The sequence below is a fragment of the Bacteroides stercoris ATCC 43183 genome, from assembly GCF_025147325.1.
In the GTDB taxonomy this organism is placed as follows: Bacteria; Bacteroidota; Bacteroidia; order Bacteroidales; family Bacteroidaceae; genus Bacteroides; species Bacteroides stercoris.
This window is the reverse complement of sequence record NZ_CP102262.1, coordinates 300,483-318,020: the sequence shown is the minus strand read 5'-3', so window position 1 is coordinate 318,020 and position 17,538 is coordinate 300,483. Positions and strand designations below refer to the sequence as shown.

Below are 17,538 nucleotides of genomic sequence, written 5' to 3'. Positions count from 1 at the left end.
TTTAGAAACTCAAGGAGATATGTCCTAATACATTAGTGCCGGCCTGTGCGGCATATCCGGCATAATTGTAGCGCACTTTCTGTCCGTTCTCATAATAGAAGCCGCTGCCTGCGTAGCCATTGTTCTCATACTCTTCGTTGAAGAGATTGTAGATGGTGCAGCCTACAGTTATCGATTTTGTTTTGGGCAACGTGAATGTGTACGATAGGTTCAGGTTGCTGACGAAATAGGCATCCAGAATATGGTCTTTGCAATTCAGGTTGCTCATGTACTGTTTGCTGACGTATTGCGATTGTAAAGATGCTTCAAAGCCCTTGTAGATATATCCGAAACGGTTGTTCAGCAGAAAGTCGGGAGAGAAAGCAATGTGGGTATCGCCCAGATAAGTGCTCCATGTGTCGCCGGTAGGGTCTTCGTCTTCATAAAGTGTTTCGGTAAAGTTTTCTACACGGTTGCGGCTTAGCGTGGCGTTGATGTCCCATTGGAAACCGCAAGGCAGCTTTAAACCTGCCATTAGTTCGATACCCATACGGTAGCTGTCGGGTACGTTGGCGGCTACGGCTTCACCGATTTCGTTCAGTTCACCGGTCAGCACCAGCTGATCTTTGTAGTCCATGTAGTATAGATTGGCGCCGAAAGTCAGCCAGGAATTGGCAAAGGTGTATCCCAGCTCGTAGTCGAACAGACGCTCTGCTTTGGGGTGTTCGGTAAACTTGCCGTCCGTATAGTTGTTGCGTGTCGGTTCTTTGTGGGCTACGCTGAACGAACCGTATATCCGGTTGTTGCGGTTGATTTGCCATGACAGCCCGGCTTTGGGGTTGAAGAAGTCGAACTTCTCGTGAATGGCAAGTTGTTGCAGACCGTCATTGGTAACGCTGTTCCACTTGTCGTTCTGTCCGTACATTTTATAAGAGATGTGGCGGTATTGCAAATCTGCATAGGCATTGACCCCGCTGCATAACTCATAGTTGGCTTTCAGATAGAGGTTACCGTCGTTCTTTGTGGCATTGTTGCGGTAGTAGTCTTTGTCTGGGTCGAGGTTGCCGATGTAGTTTTTCACCCACAACACTTTGCCGAAGTGGTCGCCGTCATAGCGGTTCAGTCCGCCGCCGAGGGATGTATGAAGGCGGTTGCCCTTATGATTTACGGAGAAGATGCCGCCGCCGAACCAGTTGTCCATCGCTTTTTTACGGATAAGGTCGCTTTTGCTTACGGTTTCACCGTCATGTTCGTATGGCAACAGGCCATATTCCACCAGTTTGCGTCCGCCTTTGTATTCTTGATAGTAGCCATCTCCTTTGGTGTAGTGCAAACCTACGTTTACATTCCAGGCGGAAGTGAAGCTGTGGTTGAAAAGCAATTGGTAGTTCTTTTGTACGTAGTTGTCCGTTTGGTCTTCATAGAAATGGTCGGTGCCGTTGTCGTCGGTGTACATATATCCGCAAGAGTTGTAACGGCGGCCGTATTTCTCCATTTCTTCTTTACTGGCATAATTCCAGGCATGGTAGGTACGCTCTTTGCCGCCAAATGTTATTAACTTGATAGAAGTGTTGTCGCTGTAATATCCGCCCTGCAGGTAGTAAGAATTCAGTCCGACCGATGCGCGGTCGATGTACCCGTCCGAACTGATATTGGATAGGCGGGCGTCGAAAGACCAATGGCCGTTGATAAGTCCTGTTCCTGCTTTTACCGTTTCTTTGTGTGTATTGAACGACCCGTACGAACCGTTCAGCTCGGCATACGGTTTCAGTGAGAAGTCTCCGGTCTGCATGTTGATACTGGCTCCGAAAGCTCCTGCACCGTTGGTGGAAGTTCCTGCACCACGCTGGATTTGCATGTCTTTGACGGACGATGCGAAATCCGGCAGGTTTACCCAAAATACATTGTGGCTTTCGGCATCATTGATAGGAATACCATTGGCGGTGACGTTGATGCGTGTTCCGTCCGTACCGCGTACTCTCAATGTGGTATACCCGATACCCGCTCCGGCATCACTGGTAGTGATGGCAGAGGGAGTCATACTCAACAGATACGGCAAGTCTTGTCCGAAGTTCTGTTTTTTAAGCTGTTCTTTGTTGATGTTGGTAAATGCCACCGGAGTGGTTCCTGTGGCGCGTGTAGAGATAATCTCTACTTCTTGTAAGTCTATTACCCGCAAACTGTCTTTTTCCTTTGTCTGTGCGCAGACATTCAGCGCTGCCATAAACAGGCATGCTGTCATTGCATACTTTTTCATTTGCAATTTGAATTATTAAAGATTACTACAGAAAAGGGGAACTTTTCTTCTTTTCCCTACGTCGGCACTACCCGAATCAGGTCAATGGGTATGATCTCAGCCCGTAATATTAGGGCACCCCTTAATTGAAATCAGAGGCAAAAGTATTTCTTTTGGTCGAAAGGTACAAATAATGTGAACGAAAAATGGATTTATTTGTTAATTTTGTATTCATTAATCCATTAAACTATAATCATTATGTTATCATCTTTATTAATGGCGGCGTTTGTCGCCCAGGCTTCTGAAGAGGGATTCAGCAAGCTTCAGATTTTTATGCAGCAACTGATTGATTGGGGGGTAGGAGCCGGCGGTCGTATTATAGGGGCAGTTATAATCTTTGTGGTTGGGCGTTTCCTTATTTCTTTCATTAAAAAACTTGTGTCTAAACTACTGATGAAGCGGCACATTGATGCGGGTATCCAAAGTTTCGTCAAGAGTCTGGTGAATATTCTACTGACAATTCTGTTAATTATTGCCGTTATCGGCAAGTTGGGAGTTGAAACAACTTCATTTGCAGCTTTGTTGGCATCTGCCGGTGTAGCGGTGGGTATGGCGTTATCCGGAAATTTGCAGAATTTTGCCGGCGGACTTATCGTCTTGCTGTTTCGCCCGTTTAAGGTAGGTGATTGGATTGAAAGCCAGGGTGTGTCCGGTACGGTGCGCGAGATTCAGATATTCCATACTATTCTTACTACGGCTGATAATAAGGTGATTTATATTCCTAACGGTGCTTTGAGTAGCGGTACTGTGACTAATTACAGTCGTGAGGATACCCGTCGCGTAGACTGGGTTATTGGAGTGGAATATGGCGAGAATTACGATAAGGTGGAAAGTACCGTACGCCGTATACTTGCTGCCGACAGTCGTATTCTGAATGCTCCGGCGCCTTTTGTCGCCCTTCATGCTTTGGATGCCAGCAGTGTAAATATTGTTATCCGTGTTTGGGTGAAGAGCAGCGATTATTGGGGAGTTTATTTTGATATGAACAAGACTATTTATACTGTATTCAACGAAGAAGGAATCGGTTTCCCGTTCCCGCAACTGACAGTGCATCAGGCAAAGGATTGATAGGAAAGTCGAATGTTGAAAGAATATTGAGGTCAAAATACATCTGATGATTTCTTTTAGGCACGGAATTACACGGATTTCACGGAAAAAGAATGAAGAAAAATCTGTGTTTTCCGTGTAATCCCGTGCTCGGAAAGAAACAAATAATAGGCGAATTTTAGTTTGGATATAGCCTCACTGATATGTATACATTGTTTTACATTTCGTACACTCCGAGTTCTTCTTCTACTTCTTCACAAATATTTTGCTCAAGATTAAGCAAACGGTTTATTTCCCTTCGTTTGTTCAAGTCAGTGAAATAACTCTCTACTACTGCATACAGATTAAATCCCGTTGTGGAACCTGCTGCCAGTTCCAATGACTCAACCAACTGCTCTACCGCCCGATGAATGCGTTTCTTATCAATGAAATGCAATTCATTACTATGAATCAAGTTCTTTTCCATAATGGTCGTTTCTTTAAGTTTGTACAGTTATAACGCTCTGTTAGGTAAGTTAGTTCATGCGGAATGCTGTGTGTGAGAATTTGCAATGTCACTTTTATTTTTATATTTGCAGGAAAATACAAATTAAAGCGATGGGGATTCTGTTTATTAAAATATTACGCATTTTTGTGGTCTTGGCTGTATTGTTCTCGGGCACTATGGGATATGTGATTTCTGAGAAAACATTGGCAGCCTGGTGGATACCTGTTGGCGTAGCATTGGCGGCAGGTATGTTGACTCTTCCTCTCTATCGGAAGTGGATATGGCTGACGACCGTAGAGAACAGGATTGTGAATGTACTGTGTCATTTGGTATGCGTGGGTTCTTTCTGTTATGTATTGTTTCTTTCAGGCAACAATTTGTTGGCTGACGCTGACGAGTATGAGGTAACTGTAACCGTACTCGATAAACGTATGGAGCAACATGAAAAACGGCGCAAGGTAGGAAAGCATCGTTATGTATCCGATGGTATGCGCTATGAATATTATCTCGAAGTAGCTTTTGATAATGGTACGGTAAAAACATTGCATGTTTCTCGTGCCGTTTATAGGAATGCACAGAAAGGGCAGCCGAAAGCCTTGTCTTTAAGTCAGGGCGGATTGGGGCTTCCGGTTATAAAGCAAGGTATATAGTGGCAGATAAAGTTTTGTTAGTGACTTTAGGAGTGTATTGAATTATTTCAATATTGGTTTCTGCCACATTATCAAGTTGAAAGAGCATAAAGTAATTCTGTCAGTATGTTCTTATCTAAAATAATAAATAGTTTTCCTTTATTCAGGTAACTTATAGCTCGGTTTCATTGTACAAAAAGAATCCCAGGAAGCTGAAAATGTAATACAACAGGTGGTCTGTAAGGTTAGTAACACGTAGATTAAAAAGTGTGAAAAGAAAAAAGGGGGTATAAGGCGGAATTTTTTGTCAATGGGAATACACGCAAACAATCGTTGGAAGAAAGTGTAATATGCTGTTCAAAAAAAGGATGATTGGTTTGCAGTACAAAAACAATGAACAGAAATATTCTTAAGTATAATATTTACTTTTTCTGTTTGTATTTCTTTACCCTTGCATGTGTCCGTATTGTTTTCTTCCTGTGCCGTTAGTCCTGTTAGCCTTTTTCTTGTGTCCGACACCCGGGTGTCGTGCATACCGAGACCCGGGTGTCAGACATGCCAAGACCCGGATGTCAGACATGTCAAGATCCGGGTGTCATGCAATGCCCTTCCGTATCTCCGTGTTTTCTTTCAGCCTTCCGTTGCTTCTTTCCGCGCGCATGCGCATATATTATAATGTGTCCCTTTTGCCTGGCTTTCCATCCTCCTTAAAAAATATGTTCTTCAACACATTTGTCAATCAGCGTTTTATAAAAATGTTCAAGAGAAACGCGAAAAAATCCCCTGATATATTTGGTGTGTATGTTATAAAGTCCTACTTTTGCACCCGCTTTCGAGAACGGGAGCAGCGATGTTTTGACATTCTGACAGGAACGGTGTAGGAACTCTTACATATTTCTTCTGTTTGGGGCTTGTTTCTTTCTGAAATTCCCTTTTGAAAAAGCAGAATGAAAAAAAACTTCCGAAAACATTTGGAAGATATGAAATAAAGTTCTTACCTTTGCACCCGCTTTCAAAAAGTAAGCAGCGTTGGTTGACACGCTTTTTCTTGAATCCGGGCCGGTAAAACGAATCTTTTCCTTGTTCTCCCTTTCGCAAGAGAGATGACGGGAAAAAGGAAAGATGAAAAAAACTTCCGAAAATATTTGGAAGATATACTTAAAAGTTTTTACCTTTGCATCCGCTTTCCTGAAAAGAAAGCCGACATAAAAGAAGCGATCTTTGAAGAGATTTACATAAACAATACAAGTAGTACAAGAGCAAGACTTGTTTCTTAAAAAGAAACGGTCTTGGGTAAAATAAAAAGAACCGTCATTACTTAGTAAAATAGGTAATAGATACTTTTTAAATTCGAGCGTCCTGAACAGAGCAACAACCATTCCTATATGGAATGATTAACAATACTTTTACAATGAAGAGTTTGATCCTGGCTCAGGATGAACGCTAGCTACAGGCTTAACACATGCAAGTCGAGGGGCAGCATCATCAAAGCTTGCTTTGATGGATGGCGACCGGCGCACGGGTGAGTAACACGTATCCAACCTGCCGACAACACTGGGATAGCCTTTCGAAAGAAAGATTAATACCGGATGGCATAGTTTTCCCGCATGGGTTGACTATTAAAGAATTTCGGTTGTCGATGGGGATGCGTTCCATTAGGCAGTTGGCGGGGTAACGGCCCACCAAACCTACGATGGATAGGGGTTCTGAGAGGAAGGTCCCCCACATTGGAACTGAGACACGGTCCAAACTCCTACGGGAGGCAGCAGTGAGGAATATTGGTCAATGGACGAGAGTCTGAACCAGCCAAGTAGCGTGAAGGATGACTGCCCTATGGGTTGTAAACTTCTTTTATACGGGAATAAAGTGAGCCACGTGTGGCTTTTTGTATGTACCGTATGAATAAGGATCGGCTAACTCCGTGCCAGCAGCCGCGGTAATACGGAGGATCCGAGCGTTATCCGGATTTATTGGGTTTAAAGGGAGCGTAGGCGGGTTGTTAAGTCAGTTGTGAAAGTTTGCGGCTCAACCGTAAAATTGCAGTTGATACTGGCGACCTTGAGTGCAACAGAGGTAGGCGGAATTCGTGGTGTAGCGGTGAAATGCTTAGATATCACGAAGAACTCCGATTGCGAAGGCAGCTTACTGGATTGTAACTGACGCTGATGCTCGAAAGTGTGGGTATCAAACAGGATTAGATACCCTGGTAGTCCACACAGTAAACGATGAATACTCGCTGTTGGCGATATACAGTCAGCGGCCAAGCGAAAGCATTAAGTATTCCACCTGGGGAGTACGCCGGCAACGGTGAAACTCAAAGGAATTGACGGGGGCCCGCACAAGCGGAGGAACATGTGGTTTAATTCGATGATACGCGAGGAACCTTACCCGGGCTTAAATTGCAACTGACTGAATCGGAAACGGTTCTTTCTTCGGACAGTTGTGAAGGTGCTGCATGGTTGTCGTCAGCTCGTGCCGTGAGGTGTCGGCTTAAGTGCCATAACGAGCGCAACCCTTACGGGTAGTTACCATCAGGTTATGCTGGGGACTCTACCCGGACTGCCGTCGTAAGATGTGAGGAAGGTGGGGATGACGTCAAATCAGCACGGCCCTTACGTCCGGGGCTACACACGTGTTACAATGGGGGGTACAGAAGGCAGCTACACGGCGACGTGGTGCTAATCCCGAAAGCCTCTCTCAGTTCGGATTGGAGTCTGCAACCCGACTCCATGAAGCTGGATTCGCTAGTAATCGCGCATCAGCCACGGCGCGGTGAATACGTTCCCGGGCCTTGTACACACCGCCCGTCAAGCCATGAAAGCCGGGGGTACCTGAAGTACGTAACCGCGAGGAGCGTCCTAGGGTAAAACTGGTGATTGGGGCTAAGTCGTAACAAGGTAGCCGTACCGGAAGGTGCGGCTGGAACACCTCCTTTCTGGAGCGACGCTCAGAAAAAGACGAAAAGTAGGTTCTAAAGAGATTACCTCCATAAGAACCTCTTGTACTGCGAAGATTGTTTATTAATAATATAAAGAGAAAGTAGAAGCCGAGCCTTCGGGCTAGGGTTTGACTGACAGTCCTATAGCTCAGTTGGTTAGAGCGCTACACTGATAATGTAGAGGTCGGCAGTTCAACTCTGCCTGGGACTACGACATAGTCTTGGTGAGAGACACAGACGATTCTTAATTACTAATTCTAATTACTAATTACCAATCACTGACCGTCTATTACTAACCACTATCTCGGGGGATTAGCTCAGCTGGCTAGAGCACCTGCTTTGCACGCAGGGGGTCAACGGTTCGAATCCGTTATTCTCCACTCTTGAGATTCCGTTAAATCGGAATATTCTCAAACGATCTTTGACATGATGTAACAGAAAAAAGTAAAGTTAAAGCTGAAAGTATATATCGACCATACGTTGTCGGTAAGACTAAAAGTAAGCAAGGGCGCATGGCGGATGCCTTGGCTCTCGGAGGCGATGAAGGACGTGATAAGCTGCGATAAGCTTCGGGTAGGTGCAAATAACCTTTGATCCGGAGATTTCCGAATGGGACAACCCGATTGGTTGAAGACCAATCATCCAACCAAGTTGGAGGCTAACGCAGGGAACTGAAACATCTTAGTACCTGCAGGAAAAGAAAATAAATAATGATTCCCCTAGTAGTGGCGAGCGAACGGGGACCAGCCCAAACCACCTATGTTACGGCATATGTGGGGTTGTAGGACCACGTTGTGGCAAGAAAACTGGTGAGTAGAATGTTCTGGAAAGTTCAACCATAGAGCATGATAGTTGCGTATACGAAGCCAGTCGAAGCCTAGTGGTATCCTGAGTAGCGCGGAGCACGAGGAATTCTGCGTGAATCAGCCGGGACCATCCGGTAAGGCTAAATACTCCCGAGAGACCGATAGTGAACCAGTACTGTGAAGGAAAGGTGAAAAGCACTTCGAACAGAAGAGTGAAATAGTTCCTGAAACCATGCGCCTACAAGCGGTCGGAGCTCTTACGAGTGACGGCGTGCCTTTTGCATAATGAACCTACGAGTTACTTTTTCCGGCAAGGTTAAGGGTCTTGAGACCTGCAGCCGAAGCGAAAGCGAGTCTTAACAGGGCGTTCAGTCGGAAGGAGTAGACGCGAAACCAAGTGATCTACCCTTGGGCAGGTTGAAGGATGGGTAACACCATCTGGAGGACCGAACCAATAAGCGTTGAAAAGCTTCTGGATGACCTGAGGGTGGGGGTGAAAGGCTAATCAAACTTGGAGATAGCTCGTACTCCCCGAAATGCATTTAGGTGCAGCCTTGACTTATACTGGCATGAGGTAGAGCGACTGATAAGATGCGAGGGCTTCACCGCCTATCAAGTCTTGACAAACTCCGAATGCGTGTCAGTTCTATGTCAGGAGTGAGGGCATGGGTGCTAAGGTCCATGTCCTAAAGGAGAACAATCCGGACCAACAGCTAAGGTCCCTAAATGAATACTAAGTTGAACTAACGAAGTCAGATTGCTAAGACAGCTAGGATGTTGGCTTGGAAGCAGCCATTCATTTAAAGAGTGCGTAACAGCTCACTAGTCGAGGAGTTTGGCGTGGATAATAATCGGGCATCAAGTATTCTACCGAAGCTTTGGGATGTGTAAACATCGGTAGGGGAGCATTCCACTCAGCGTTGAAGGTGAGGCGTGAGCCTTGCTGGAGCGTGTGGAAAAGCAAATGTAGGTATAAGTAACGATAAAGGGGGTGAGAAACCCCCTCGCCGAAAGACTAAGGTTTCCTGATCAACGCTAATCGGATCAGGGTTAGTCGGGTCCTAAGGCTCAGCCGAACGGCGAGGCCGATGGCAGAACCGGTTAATATTCCGGTACTACCTCAAGGAGTGACGTGGAGACGGAGCAGTGACAGTGCCGCGGACTGACGGAATAGTCCGTTAAAGGGTGTAGATGTTGATTCCTGCAGGCAAATCCGCAGGAAGAGTCGAACCTGATAGTATGGAGCGTCCTTCGGGACAATCCAATAGTGCATGTAAGCATACTCCCGAGAAAATCCGCTAAACTTAATCCTTGTGGTACCCGTACCGCAAACGGACACACGTAGTCGGGTTGAATATACTAAGGCGCTTGAGTGATTCACGGTTAAGGAACTAGGCAAACTGACCCTGTAACTTCGGGATAAAGGGTCCTCAGGGTGACTTGAGGCGCAGAGAATCGGTCCAGGCAACTGTTTAACAAAAACACAGGGCTGTGCAAAATAGAAATATGAAGTATACAGCCTGACACCTGCCCGGTGCTGGAAGGTTAAGAGGAGATGTCATCGCAAGAGAAGCATTGAATTGAAGCCCCAGTAAACGGCGGCCGTAACTATAACGGTCCTAAGGTAGCGAAATTCCTTGTCGGGTAAGTTCCGACCTGCACGAATGGTGTAATGATCTGGACGCTGTCTCAACCGTGAGCTCAGTGAAATTGTAGTATCGGTGAAGATGCCGATTACCCGCGATGGGACGAAAAGACCCCGTGAACCTTTACTATAGCTTAACATTGAATTTGGGTAATTGATGTGTAGGATAGGCCGGAGGCTTCGAAGCAGGTACGCCAGTATTTGTGGAGCCGCTGTTGAAATACGGCCCTTTGATTATTTGAGTTCTAACCCGCGGTTGCGGGGACACTGTTTGGTGGGTAGTTTGACTGGGGTGGTCGCCTCCAAAAGCGTAACGGAGGCTTCTAAAGGTGCCCTCACGACGATTGGTAACCGTCGGCAGAGTGTAATGGCATAAGGGCGCTTGACTGGGAGACTAACAAGTCGATCAGGTAGGAAACTAGAGCATAGTGATCCGGTGTTTCTGTATGGAAAGGACATCGCTCAAAGGATAAAAGGTACTCCGGGGATAACAGGCTGATCCCTCCCAAGAGCTCATATCGACGGAGGGGTTTGGCACCTCGATGTCGGCTCGTCACATCCTGGGGCTGGAGAAGGTCCCAAGGGTTGGGCTGTTCGCCCATTAAAGTGGCACGCGAGCTGGGTTCAGAACGTCGTGAGACAGTTCGGTCTCTATCTATCGTGGGCGTATGAAATTTGCGTGGCTCTGACACTAGTACGAGAGGACCGTGTTGGACTGACCTCTGGTTTACCGGTTGTGCCGCCAGGTGCATTGCCGGGTATCTAAGTCGGGATTGGATAAGTGCTGAAAGCATCTAAGTACGAAGCCAGCCACAAGATTAGATTTCTTAGGGTCGTCACAGACGATGACGTTGATAGGATGCAGGTGTACAGGCAGCGATGTCATAGCCGAGCATTACTAATTGCCCGTTCACTTTTGGTTTTTCCGTGTATGGGTGGTATATACGTTCAGTTTACCGGTTTCATTACCGGTTGCTCTTTACTTTTTACATCATGTCTGCCTTATTCAGGTGACTATAGCACTGAGGTTCCACCTCTTCCCATTCCGAACAGAGAAGTTAAGCTCAGTCACGCCGATGGTACTGCGTAACAGTGGGAGAGTAGGTAGTCGCCATTTTTTTAGAGAGAGAAGCCCCTGTATCGGAAGATGCAGGGGCTTTCTTGTTTTCGGGCTATTTTGTCTGCCTTGCCTTATACTTGCCTTGTTTTGCTTGCTTTCTTGGGGTCAGCAGATTTTTAGTGGGGATTATTCTTATACTTGTGAAGTATTTCTCTTTCTTTGCTTTTAGGATATTATATCGTATCACTCATACCCATATTACATCATATATCTGGCAAGCATCTCCTCTTATGTCTTTCTGTTCTTATCTCTGAAAGAATGCTATGCATCCGTTTATTTGCCCCTTTCATCTCTCTTTATGGTAACTTTTGATTATGAAATCCGTTGAAAATAAGAATTTTAAGATTAGTGTCAATAGATGTATATTTGCATCTTGCACTAAAATATATGAAATTAGCAAGATTGGACAATCATATATTTGTATAAACTCTATATATTTACAAATTATATAGTTATAGATGAAAAGTAGCATTGAAAATATATACAAGCTGAAAGTTAATCAAATAATTGATTACATAAAGTTTAATTTGCATCAGCCATTGCAATTGAATGTAATAGCCGATATAGTAAATGTGTCTCAACGGCAACTGCTTTGTATGATGAGCTCTGTTCTGAATGAACCATTATACCCTTATGTGGCAAGGCAACATGTAGAACGGTCTGTACTATATATGCAAACTGAAGACATGAGTTTACAGAATTTGATTGGGTTAGTCGGTTACGATAACCCGTAATTGTTCTCCAAAGCATTTAAGAAATAATTTGGTATTTCTCCCAAAACATATATCAGTAGATTAAGGATGTGATTAAAAGAGTGCGAACATAATAGAAAGGAGTGTGAATTGCATGCTGAACTCCAAAGTTTCGAAGGACTATATTTAGTGTATATGCGTATATGGGGCAAATATGGAGGGACAGAATTTTATACAACAGCCTGGAGTACATTTTGAGGAATACATCAATTATTCAAAAGAGAATAAAGAATAGAATATCACAAAAATATGCATATACCGATAAAATAAACTAAGTCATGGAAAATAGCTTATCTAAATACATCATTCTAACAGAAGAAAACATGGCCAAAGAGCATATCTGCTGTGCATTCTCTGATAAAAAATGCACAGCAGGTTATGAGTTGAAAAAAGAATGGCTAACGAAGGAATTTGCAAATGGTTATGTTTTCAGACGGCTTGACGCACGAGCCAAAGTCTTTATAGAATACGTTCCTGCTGAGTATGCATGGCTTCCGGTTACTGCTCCCAATTATTTAATGGTGAATTGTTTTTGGGTTTCAGGCCAGTATAAAGGGCAAGGGCATGGATATAACTTGCTTCAGTTTGTGATTGAAGATGCAAAAAAGCAACAGAAGGATGGATTGGTTACTGTTGTAGGTACAAAAAAGAATCATTTTATGAGTGATACGAAATGGTTACTGCAACATGGCTTTGAGGAAGTAGAAAAACTTCCAAATGGATTTTCATTGTTAGTAATGAATTTTCATGAGAATAGTGCAGTTCCGTATTTTAATGATTGCGTTAAAAGTGGAGAATGTCCCGACAAACAGGGAATGGTGGCTTATTATTCCAATCGTTGCCCATATACGGATTATTATGTAGATGGTATGTTGCGTGTTCTTGCTCAAGAAAAAAATATTCCCTTAAAAGTGATTAAATTAGAAACAAGAGAGCAAGCACAAAACTCTCCTACACCAGCTACTATCTTTTCTCTTTTTTGTAATGGGAAATTTGTAACAACGGATTTAAGTGTATGTACAGAAACTAAATTTGTTAAGCTGATAAATTTGTAAATGAAAGAGTTTATTGGTGGTATTTCAATCTCCATCAGAGCGAGGTATACCATTTTCTTCACAGCATCATTCGACGGGAATGAACGCTTTGATTTAGTGTACTTTCTGATTTTTCCATTCAGATTTTCTATGAGGTTTGTGGTGTAGATTATTTTCCTGATTTCCAATGGAAACTGGAAGAAAACAGTCAGGTCATCTCAGTTATTCCTCCATGAAAGGATGGCATAAGGGTACTTCCCTTCCCATTTCTTTTCCAAATTATTCAGTTCTACGGCAGCAGCCTCCTTGTTCGGCGCGTTATAGATGTTCTTCATATCGGCTGTAAACTCTTTCTTGTCCTTGTAAACGACATATTTGCAGGAGTTCCGTGAAATTCTTCATGTTTAGACTGGCTAGGCTATACGCTTAAAAGAAAGCTTGCCAACCGGGAAAATCCGCTGACCCCAAGTTTTCAAACTGAACCGATTATTGCTTCTTTTTGCGGTAAAATGCAGTGTCGGAAAAAAATAAACGAAGGTGTGTCGTAATGCACGATGCACCTTCTTTCTTGTTTATCACTATATAAATCGGTTTATTTTCTTCAAGCTGCGATAATTCGAAGATTTCTTTGATTTATGTGTCTCCAGCATCTAAATAAAGCGACAGTAAGCTCATAAAACCATCCAATCAGCCTGTTCATACCTTCTTTTGTCAGTTTTGCACACATCTTTTTTATATTGAAGGCAATGGCTAGGAAGGCAAAGTCCATGAAGACCTTGTCCTTTTCAAAATGTCGGAAACGTTTGTAGTTCATATTGTTTTTAATTTGTCCGAACACGGCTTCCGGTTCTATGCATCTCTGCCCTCTGTGTTTCAGTCCTTTCTCAGAGCAGAGCAGTTCTTTGGCTCTCCGCTTGTATTGTCTAAGCCTATGATTCAGTTCTATCGTCCTGTTTCCTTTTGCTTTAAAATAGCGGCATCGCAGGGGACAGCCTTCACACCTGACAGCTCTGTACCGTGCATTTTCGCTGACATATCCGGATGCGGTTTTCACATTCCTGGTGCCTATCCTCCGCATCCTTTGCCCCATAGGGCAGATGCAGAAGTCATGTTCTTCATTGTAGTAGAAGTTTTCGGCCTTGAACGGGGCCGGTTTGAATCTCGGCCGCTGCTCCATGTGGAAATAGTTGTACTTTACGTAGGCTTCCATGCCGTTTTCGGACATGAAGCGGTAATTCTCTTCGGAGCCATAGCCGGAATCAGCAACCACCGTATGGGCCATCCGTTCATACCTGTTTGAAAAAGATTGCAGGAAAGGAATCAGGGTCAGTGTATCCGTAGGGTTCGGGAAGAGTGCAAAATCGGTGATGAACTGATTTTCGGTGCCGATTTGAAGGTTGTAACCGGGCTTCGTCTGTCCGTTGCGCATGGCATCCTCCTTCATTCTCATAAAAGTAGCGTCCTTGTCCGTCTTGGAATAGGAATTCCTCTCTTGCAGTGTTTCCAGATGGCAGTCGTATTCCTGCAGTTTGTCCCTGTGTTCTTCCAGTTCCTTCAGCTGTTTGCGTTTCTTTTTCAGTTCAGTCTTTTCCTCTTTCGCGGATGGCTCGGAAACCTGTTCCAGTGCATGACGCAATTCTCCTGCCATTTCAGTCAGCATGGCCGGAGTGAACTCAACCTCCTCATTGTTCTCTGATGACTTCTCCTGGGCAATGACATCGTCTATCTGTCCTAACAGGACATGTATCTTCTTCATCAGGCGTTCACGGTTCCGCTCAACCGTTTTTCGCCAGACGAAAGTGTACTTGTTGGCTTTGGATTCGATCTTTGTCCCGTCAATGTATTCCACATTCAGGCTGATGAAGCCTTTGGAAGAGAGAATAAGTACGGTTTGCGTAAACACCTCGTTGATTTCCTTCTTCACCCGGTTGCGGAAACGGTTGATGGTAATGAAATCCGGTTTCTCATATCCGGCCAGCCAGATATAATGGATGTCACGGTGAAGAAGCTTTTCAATTTTCCGGCAGGAGTAGATGTTGTTCATATAGGCATACAGAATGACCTTGAGCATCATCTTGGGGTGGTAAGGGCTGCGGCCGCATTCCTTATACAGCTTTCTGAAACTTTCAAGATTCAAGCCCTCAACCAGGGCGTCAACCATGCGCACCGGATCGTTTTCTGCAATATCCTCATCAATTCTTTGAGGAAAAAGAACGGTTTGGTTGGGAATGTAAGGACGAAAATGTATCTTTGTCATAGTGAAATTCTTATGCCTAAAGATACAGAATCTTTAGGTAATAACAAAGCCCCAGCTTGTGAAAGTCGGGGCTTTGTGCGTAAAAGTCGGAGATTTTTAGAAATAGTTGCATAATGGCGACACACCGCTTAAATTCAGCGAATTAATGGGATTGTATTTCACTTCCATTTGAAAAACGACGCTACAAAAAGCACATTTGAGCATGAGTTACGTTACCTAATCGTTACCTTGTCCAAGTCTATAAAATAGACAATATAAGCGGTTATTTTTCAATTGTTTGCATTATTCTTCATAGCTTAAAACAACTCGATAAATAGTAATTTTGTAACAAAAATAATCGAGTTATGAGGAGTACCTTTCGAGTTCTGTTCTACACCAAGAACCAGGCCATAAAAAATGGCCGTGTCCCTGTCATGGGGCGTATTACCGTCAACGGAACGACGGCGAGTTTCAGCTGCAAGCGTGATGTTCCCATTGCCCTTTGGGATGCCAAAGGCAACTGTGCCAAAGGCAAATCCGAGGAGGCAAGACGGCTGAACCGGGAGCTGGAGAACATCAAGGCACAGATCGGCAAGCACTATCAATATCTCTCGGACCACGATTCGTACCTGACAGCCAAGAAGGTCTATGACCGCTATAACGGCTTTGGCGAGGAGATCCATTCGTTGATGGAGATCTTCAATATCCAGATCCGGGATTACAAACGGCAGATCGGCAAGACGAAAGCCCAAAGCACCTACCGAGGGTTGGTGGACGAGTACAAGTGTCTGTCCTGTTACCTGAAGGACAAGTTGGGTACGGAGGATATCCCCCTGATGTCGCTGGACATGGATTTCATCAAGAACTATTACAGCTGGATGCTTTCCGTGCGCGGGCTGGCCAAGTCAACGGCCTTCGAGCGCGTCAACACACTGAAATGGCTGATGTATCTGGCAATGGACGAGGGATGGATCCACAAGCACCCGTTCAAGAAGTTCGTGTGCAAGCCGGAATACAAGAAACGTCCTTTCCTCTCGGAGGAGGACCTGCAACGCGTTATCAGCGTCAAGCTGAGCTACAGGCGGCAGCAGGCCATCCGGGACATGTTTGTTTTCATGTGCTTCAGCGGTCTGGCCCATGCCGACCTGAAGGAACTTTCTTACCGGAATGTCCACACGGATTCGGACGGGAACACCTGGCTGGTTGGAAACCGTGTGAAGACCAAGGCACCCTATGTTGTCAAGCTGATCCCGATAGTCGTCGAGCTGATCGAGAAATACAGGGGGGTGAACGAATTCAAGGTTTCTCCGGACAGGGTGTTCCCTGTGGGGGAAATAGGGAGTATGGAGGACAGTCTGAAACGTATCGGCGAGAAGGCCGGCTGCAGTGTCCGCGTCAGCCCGCATGTCGGACGTCATACCTTTGCGACCCTGGCCCTGAGCAAGGGCATGCCGCTTGAAACCCTGCAGAAAGTCCTCGGGCACAAGACCATCATCTCCACGCAGGTCTACGCCGAGCTGATCAATCCAAAAATCGGTGAGGACACGGACAGGATGCGTGAGAAGATCGGCGGAATGTTCCGCCTGGCCAACTAAGAAGAAGGGATGCTTATCCGACAGATGGAAAAAAACGCAAAGATAGCCGTCCATATTTTGGGGCGGCTATCTTTTTATAGGTTATACGCTATCGCGGGCGATTGTACCCGGCGAGTCCGGATAAGCATCCCTTCTTCTTTTTCTTTACGGACGGTTATCCGGCGTATTGCCTGTAGTTCCGGTAGTTTTTCCGCAAGGTCTCGTACAGCGGGTATGAATGGATGTTTGTTCATATTACGTTACTTTTTAAGATGTTATTTCTCTGACTGTTCTTTCCTTCATATATTCATCACACAGTGGCAGCAGGACATCTGCCTGTACACACCCTAATTCGCTATTTTTTATCCTGTTCTCGTAGGCTCCACGTTTGTCTTCTATTCTTTTATGTGCCAGCCTACGCCCATATGTTGCATGGGTCATCAATTGAAAGAAACTCTCAAAGGAACATCAGTCCATCTTTTATGATCATGAAAATGCAAATAGATAGAATCTCCCTCGAAGAAATTATCAATAATATATTTAAAATGGTTATTGAATTCTTTTAAAGAAACATGAATGGTATCTTTCTTTTCACGAATCATTTTTTTGTAATATACAGACACAAATTCTTTTATTGTATCATTTTTGTCAATAACATATTTTATTTTTCCGTCAAACTTTCTATAAGAATAAGTCAGATATCTATCTTTATCACCCACCCGTAGATAGCATCCCGCTGTTCCAGGACATATATTTTCATTTTTGGCAAAATAAGAGTTTTCGCCATAATAAATCTCTTTTTTACCATTTTTCTTAAATTCAAATGCTATAGGATATAATAAGCTATGAATAGCCGTTCTGTCTTTTCTTATTCTCAATATCACAGGACTATCGTTTTGTACTTGTCTTACAGAAACGATATTTTCATGGGAGCTGCATTCCACCACAAAAACAGTAAAAAAAATAAATATAATAGACTTCATATTAAATACTTT

The 17,538-nt window shown here is 44.3% G+C and carries 9 protein-coding genes, 2 tRNA genes, 3 rRNA genes, 1 pseudogene and 1 riboswitch; of the genes and pseudogenes, 9 read left to right on the top strand and 6 right to left on the bottom strand.

Annotated elements, in window-relative coordinates; all coding sequences use genetic code 11:
* Position 1: 1 nt before the first annotated feature.
* A complete protein-coding gene (locus NQ565_RS01190) occupies positions 2 to 2,236 on the bottom strand; it encodes a TonB-dependent receptor (protein ID WP_005652244.1) in 2,235 nt (744 codons plus the stop codon).
* 36 nt (positions 2,237 to 2,272) lie between these two features.
* Positions 2,273 to 2,368, bottom strand: a riboswitch (TPP riboswitch).
* 123 nt (positions 2,369 to 2,491) lie between these two features.
* Between NQ565_RS01190 and NQ565_RS01185 the strand changes: the two genes are divergently transcribed.
* Complete coding sequence (locus tag NQ565_RS01185; protein ID WP_005652242.1) at positions 2,492 to 3,343, top strand: mechanosensitive ion channel family protein; 852 nt, start codon at positions 2,492 to 2,494, stop codon at positions 3,341 to 3,343.
* A gap of 196 nt (positions 3,344 to 3,539) precedes the next feature.
* On the opposite strand, the gene NQ565_RS01180 is transcribed toward NQ565_RS01185, so the two are convergent.
* Positions 3,540 to 3,788 (bottom strand): hypothetical protein, encoded by a 249-nt coding sequence (locus NQ565_RS01180; protein ID WP_005652240.1) that lies wholly within the window; start codon positions 3,786 to 3,788, stop codon positions 3,540 to 3,542.
* 56 nt (positions 3,789 to 3,844) lie between these two features.
* On the opposite strand from NQ565_RS01180, the gene NQ565_RS01175 reads away from it, so the two are divergent.
* Entirely contained in the window at positions 3,845 to 4,459 is a 615-nt protein-coding gene (locus NQ565_RS01175; RefSeq protein WP_005652238.1) for a DUF2500 family protein, read from the top strand.
* A gap of 866 nt (positions 4,460 to 5,325) precedes the next feature.
* Here the strand turns inward: NQ565_RS01175 and NQ565_RS01170 are convergent.
* On the bottom strand, positions 5,326 to 5,817 hold the full coding sequence (locus NQ565_RS01170; RefSeq protein WP_005652230.1) for a hypothetical protein: 492 nt from the start codon (positions 5,815 to 5,817) through the stop codon (positions 5,326 to 5,328).
* A 29-nt stretch (positions 5,818 to 5,846) separates the two neighbouring features.
* On the opposite strand from NQ565_RS01170, the gene NQ565_RS01165 reads away from it, so the two are divergent.
* From NQ565_RS01165 to NQ565_RS01140, 6 genes are all read left to right on the top strand, one after another.
* Positions 5,847 to 7,373: ribosomal RNA gene (locus tag NQ565_RS01165) — 16S ribosomal RNA — on the top strand.
* A 140-nt stretch (positions 7,374 to 7,513) separates the two neighbouring features.
* Positions 7,514 to 7,587: transfer RNA gene (locus NQ565_RS01160), tRNA-Ile, on the top strand.
* 95 nt (positions 7,588 to 7,682) lie between these two features.
* Positions 7,683 to 7,756, top strand: a tRNA-Ala gene (locus tag NQ565_RS01155).
* A gap of 112 nt (positions 7,757 to 7,868) precedes the next feature.
* Positions 7,869 to 10,749, top strand: a 23S ribosomal RNA gene (locus NQ565_RS01150).
* An 84-nt stretch (positions 10,750 to 10,833) separates the two neighbouring features.
* Positions 10,834 to 10,944, top strand: a 5S ribosomal RNA gene (gene rrf, locus NQ565_RS01145).
* Together the 16S, 23S and 5S rRNA genes with 2 tRNA genes alongside form the textbook arrangement of a ribosomal RNA operon.
* Before the next feature lie 1,033 nt (positions 10,945 to 11,977).
* The gene (locus tag NQ565_RS01140; RefSeq protein ID WP_005652877.1) at positions 11,978 to 12,754 is read left to right on the top strand and encodes an N-acetyltransferase; all 777 of its coding nucleotides are present in this window, start codon (positions 11,978 to 11,980) and stop codon (positions 12,752 to 12,754) included.
* Between the two features lie 23 nt (positions 12,755 to 12,777).
* Here NQ565_RS01140 and NQ565_RS01135 read toward each other — a convergent pair.
* Positions 12,778 to 13,122: pseudogene (locus NQ565_RS01135) on the bottom strand (transposase); the annotation flags it as partial.
* Positions 13,123 to 13,334: 212 nt separating this feature from the next.
* On the bottom strand, positions 13,335 to 14,990 hold the full coding sequence (locus NQ565_RS01130) for an IS1182 family transposase (RefSeq protein ID WP_040315572.1): 1,656 nt from the start codon (positions 14,988 to 14,990) through the stop codon (positions 13,335 to 13,337).
* 344 nt (positions 14,991 to 15,334) lie between these two features.
* On the opposite strand from NQ565_RS01130, the gene NQ565_RS01125 reads away from it, so the two are divergent.
* Entirely contained in the window at positions 15,335 to 16,564 is a 1,230-nt protein-coding gene (locus tag NQ565_RS01125) for a site-specific integrase (protein WP_005652886.1), read from the top strand.
* Between the two features lie 419 nt (positions 16,565 to 16,983).
* On the opposite strand, the gene NQ565_RS01120 is transcribed toward NQ565_RS01125, so the two are convergent.
* On the bottom strand, positions 16,984 to 17,526 hold the full coding sequence (locus tag NQ565_RS01120) for a hypothetical protein (protein WP_005652892.1): 543 nt from the start codon (positions 17,524 to 17,526) through the stop codon (positions 16,984 to 16,986).
* Positions 17,527 to 17,538 lie beyond the last annotated feature (12 nt).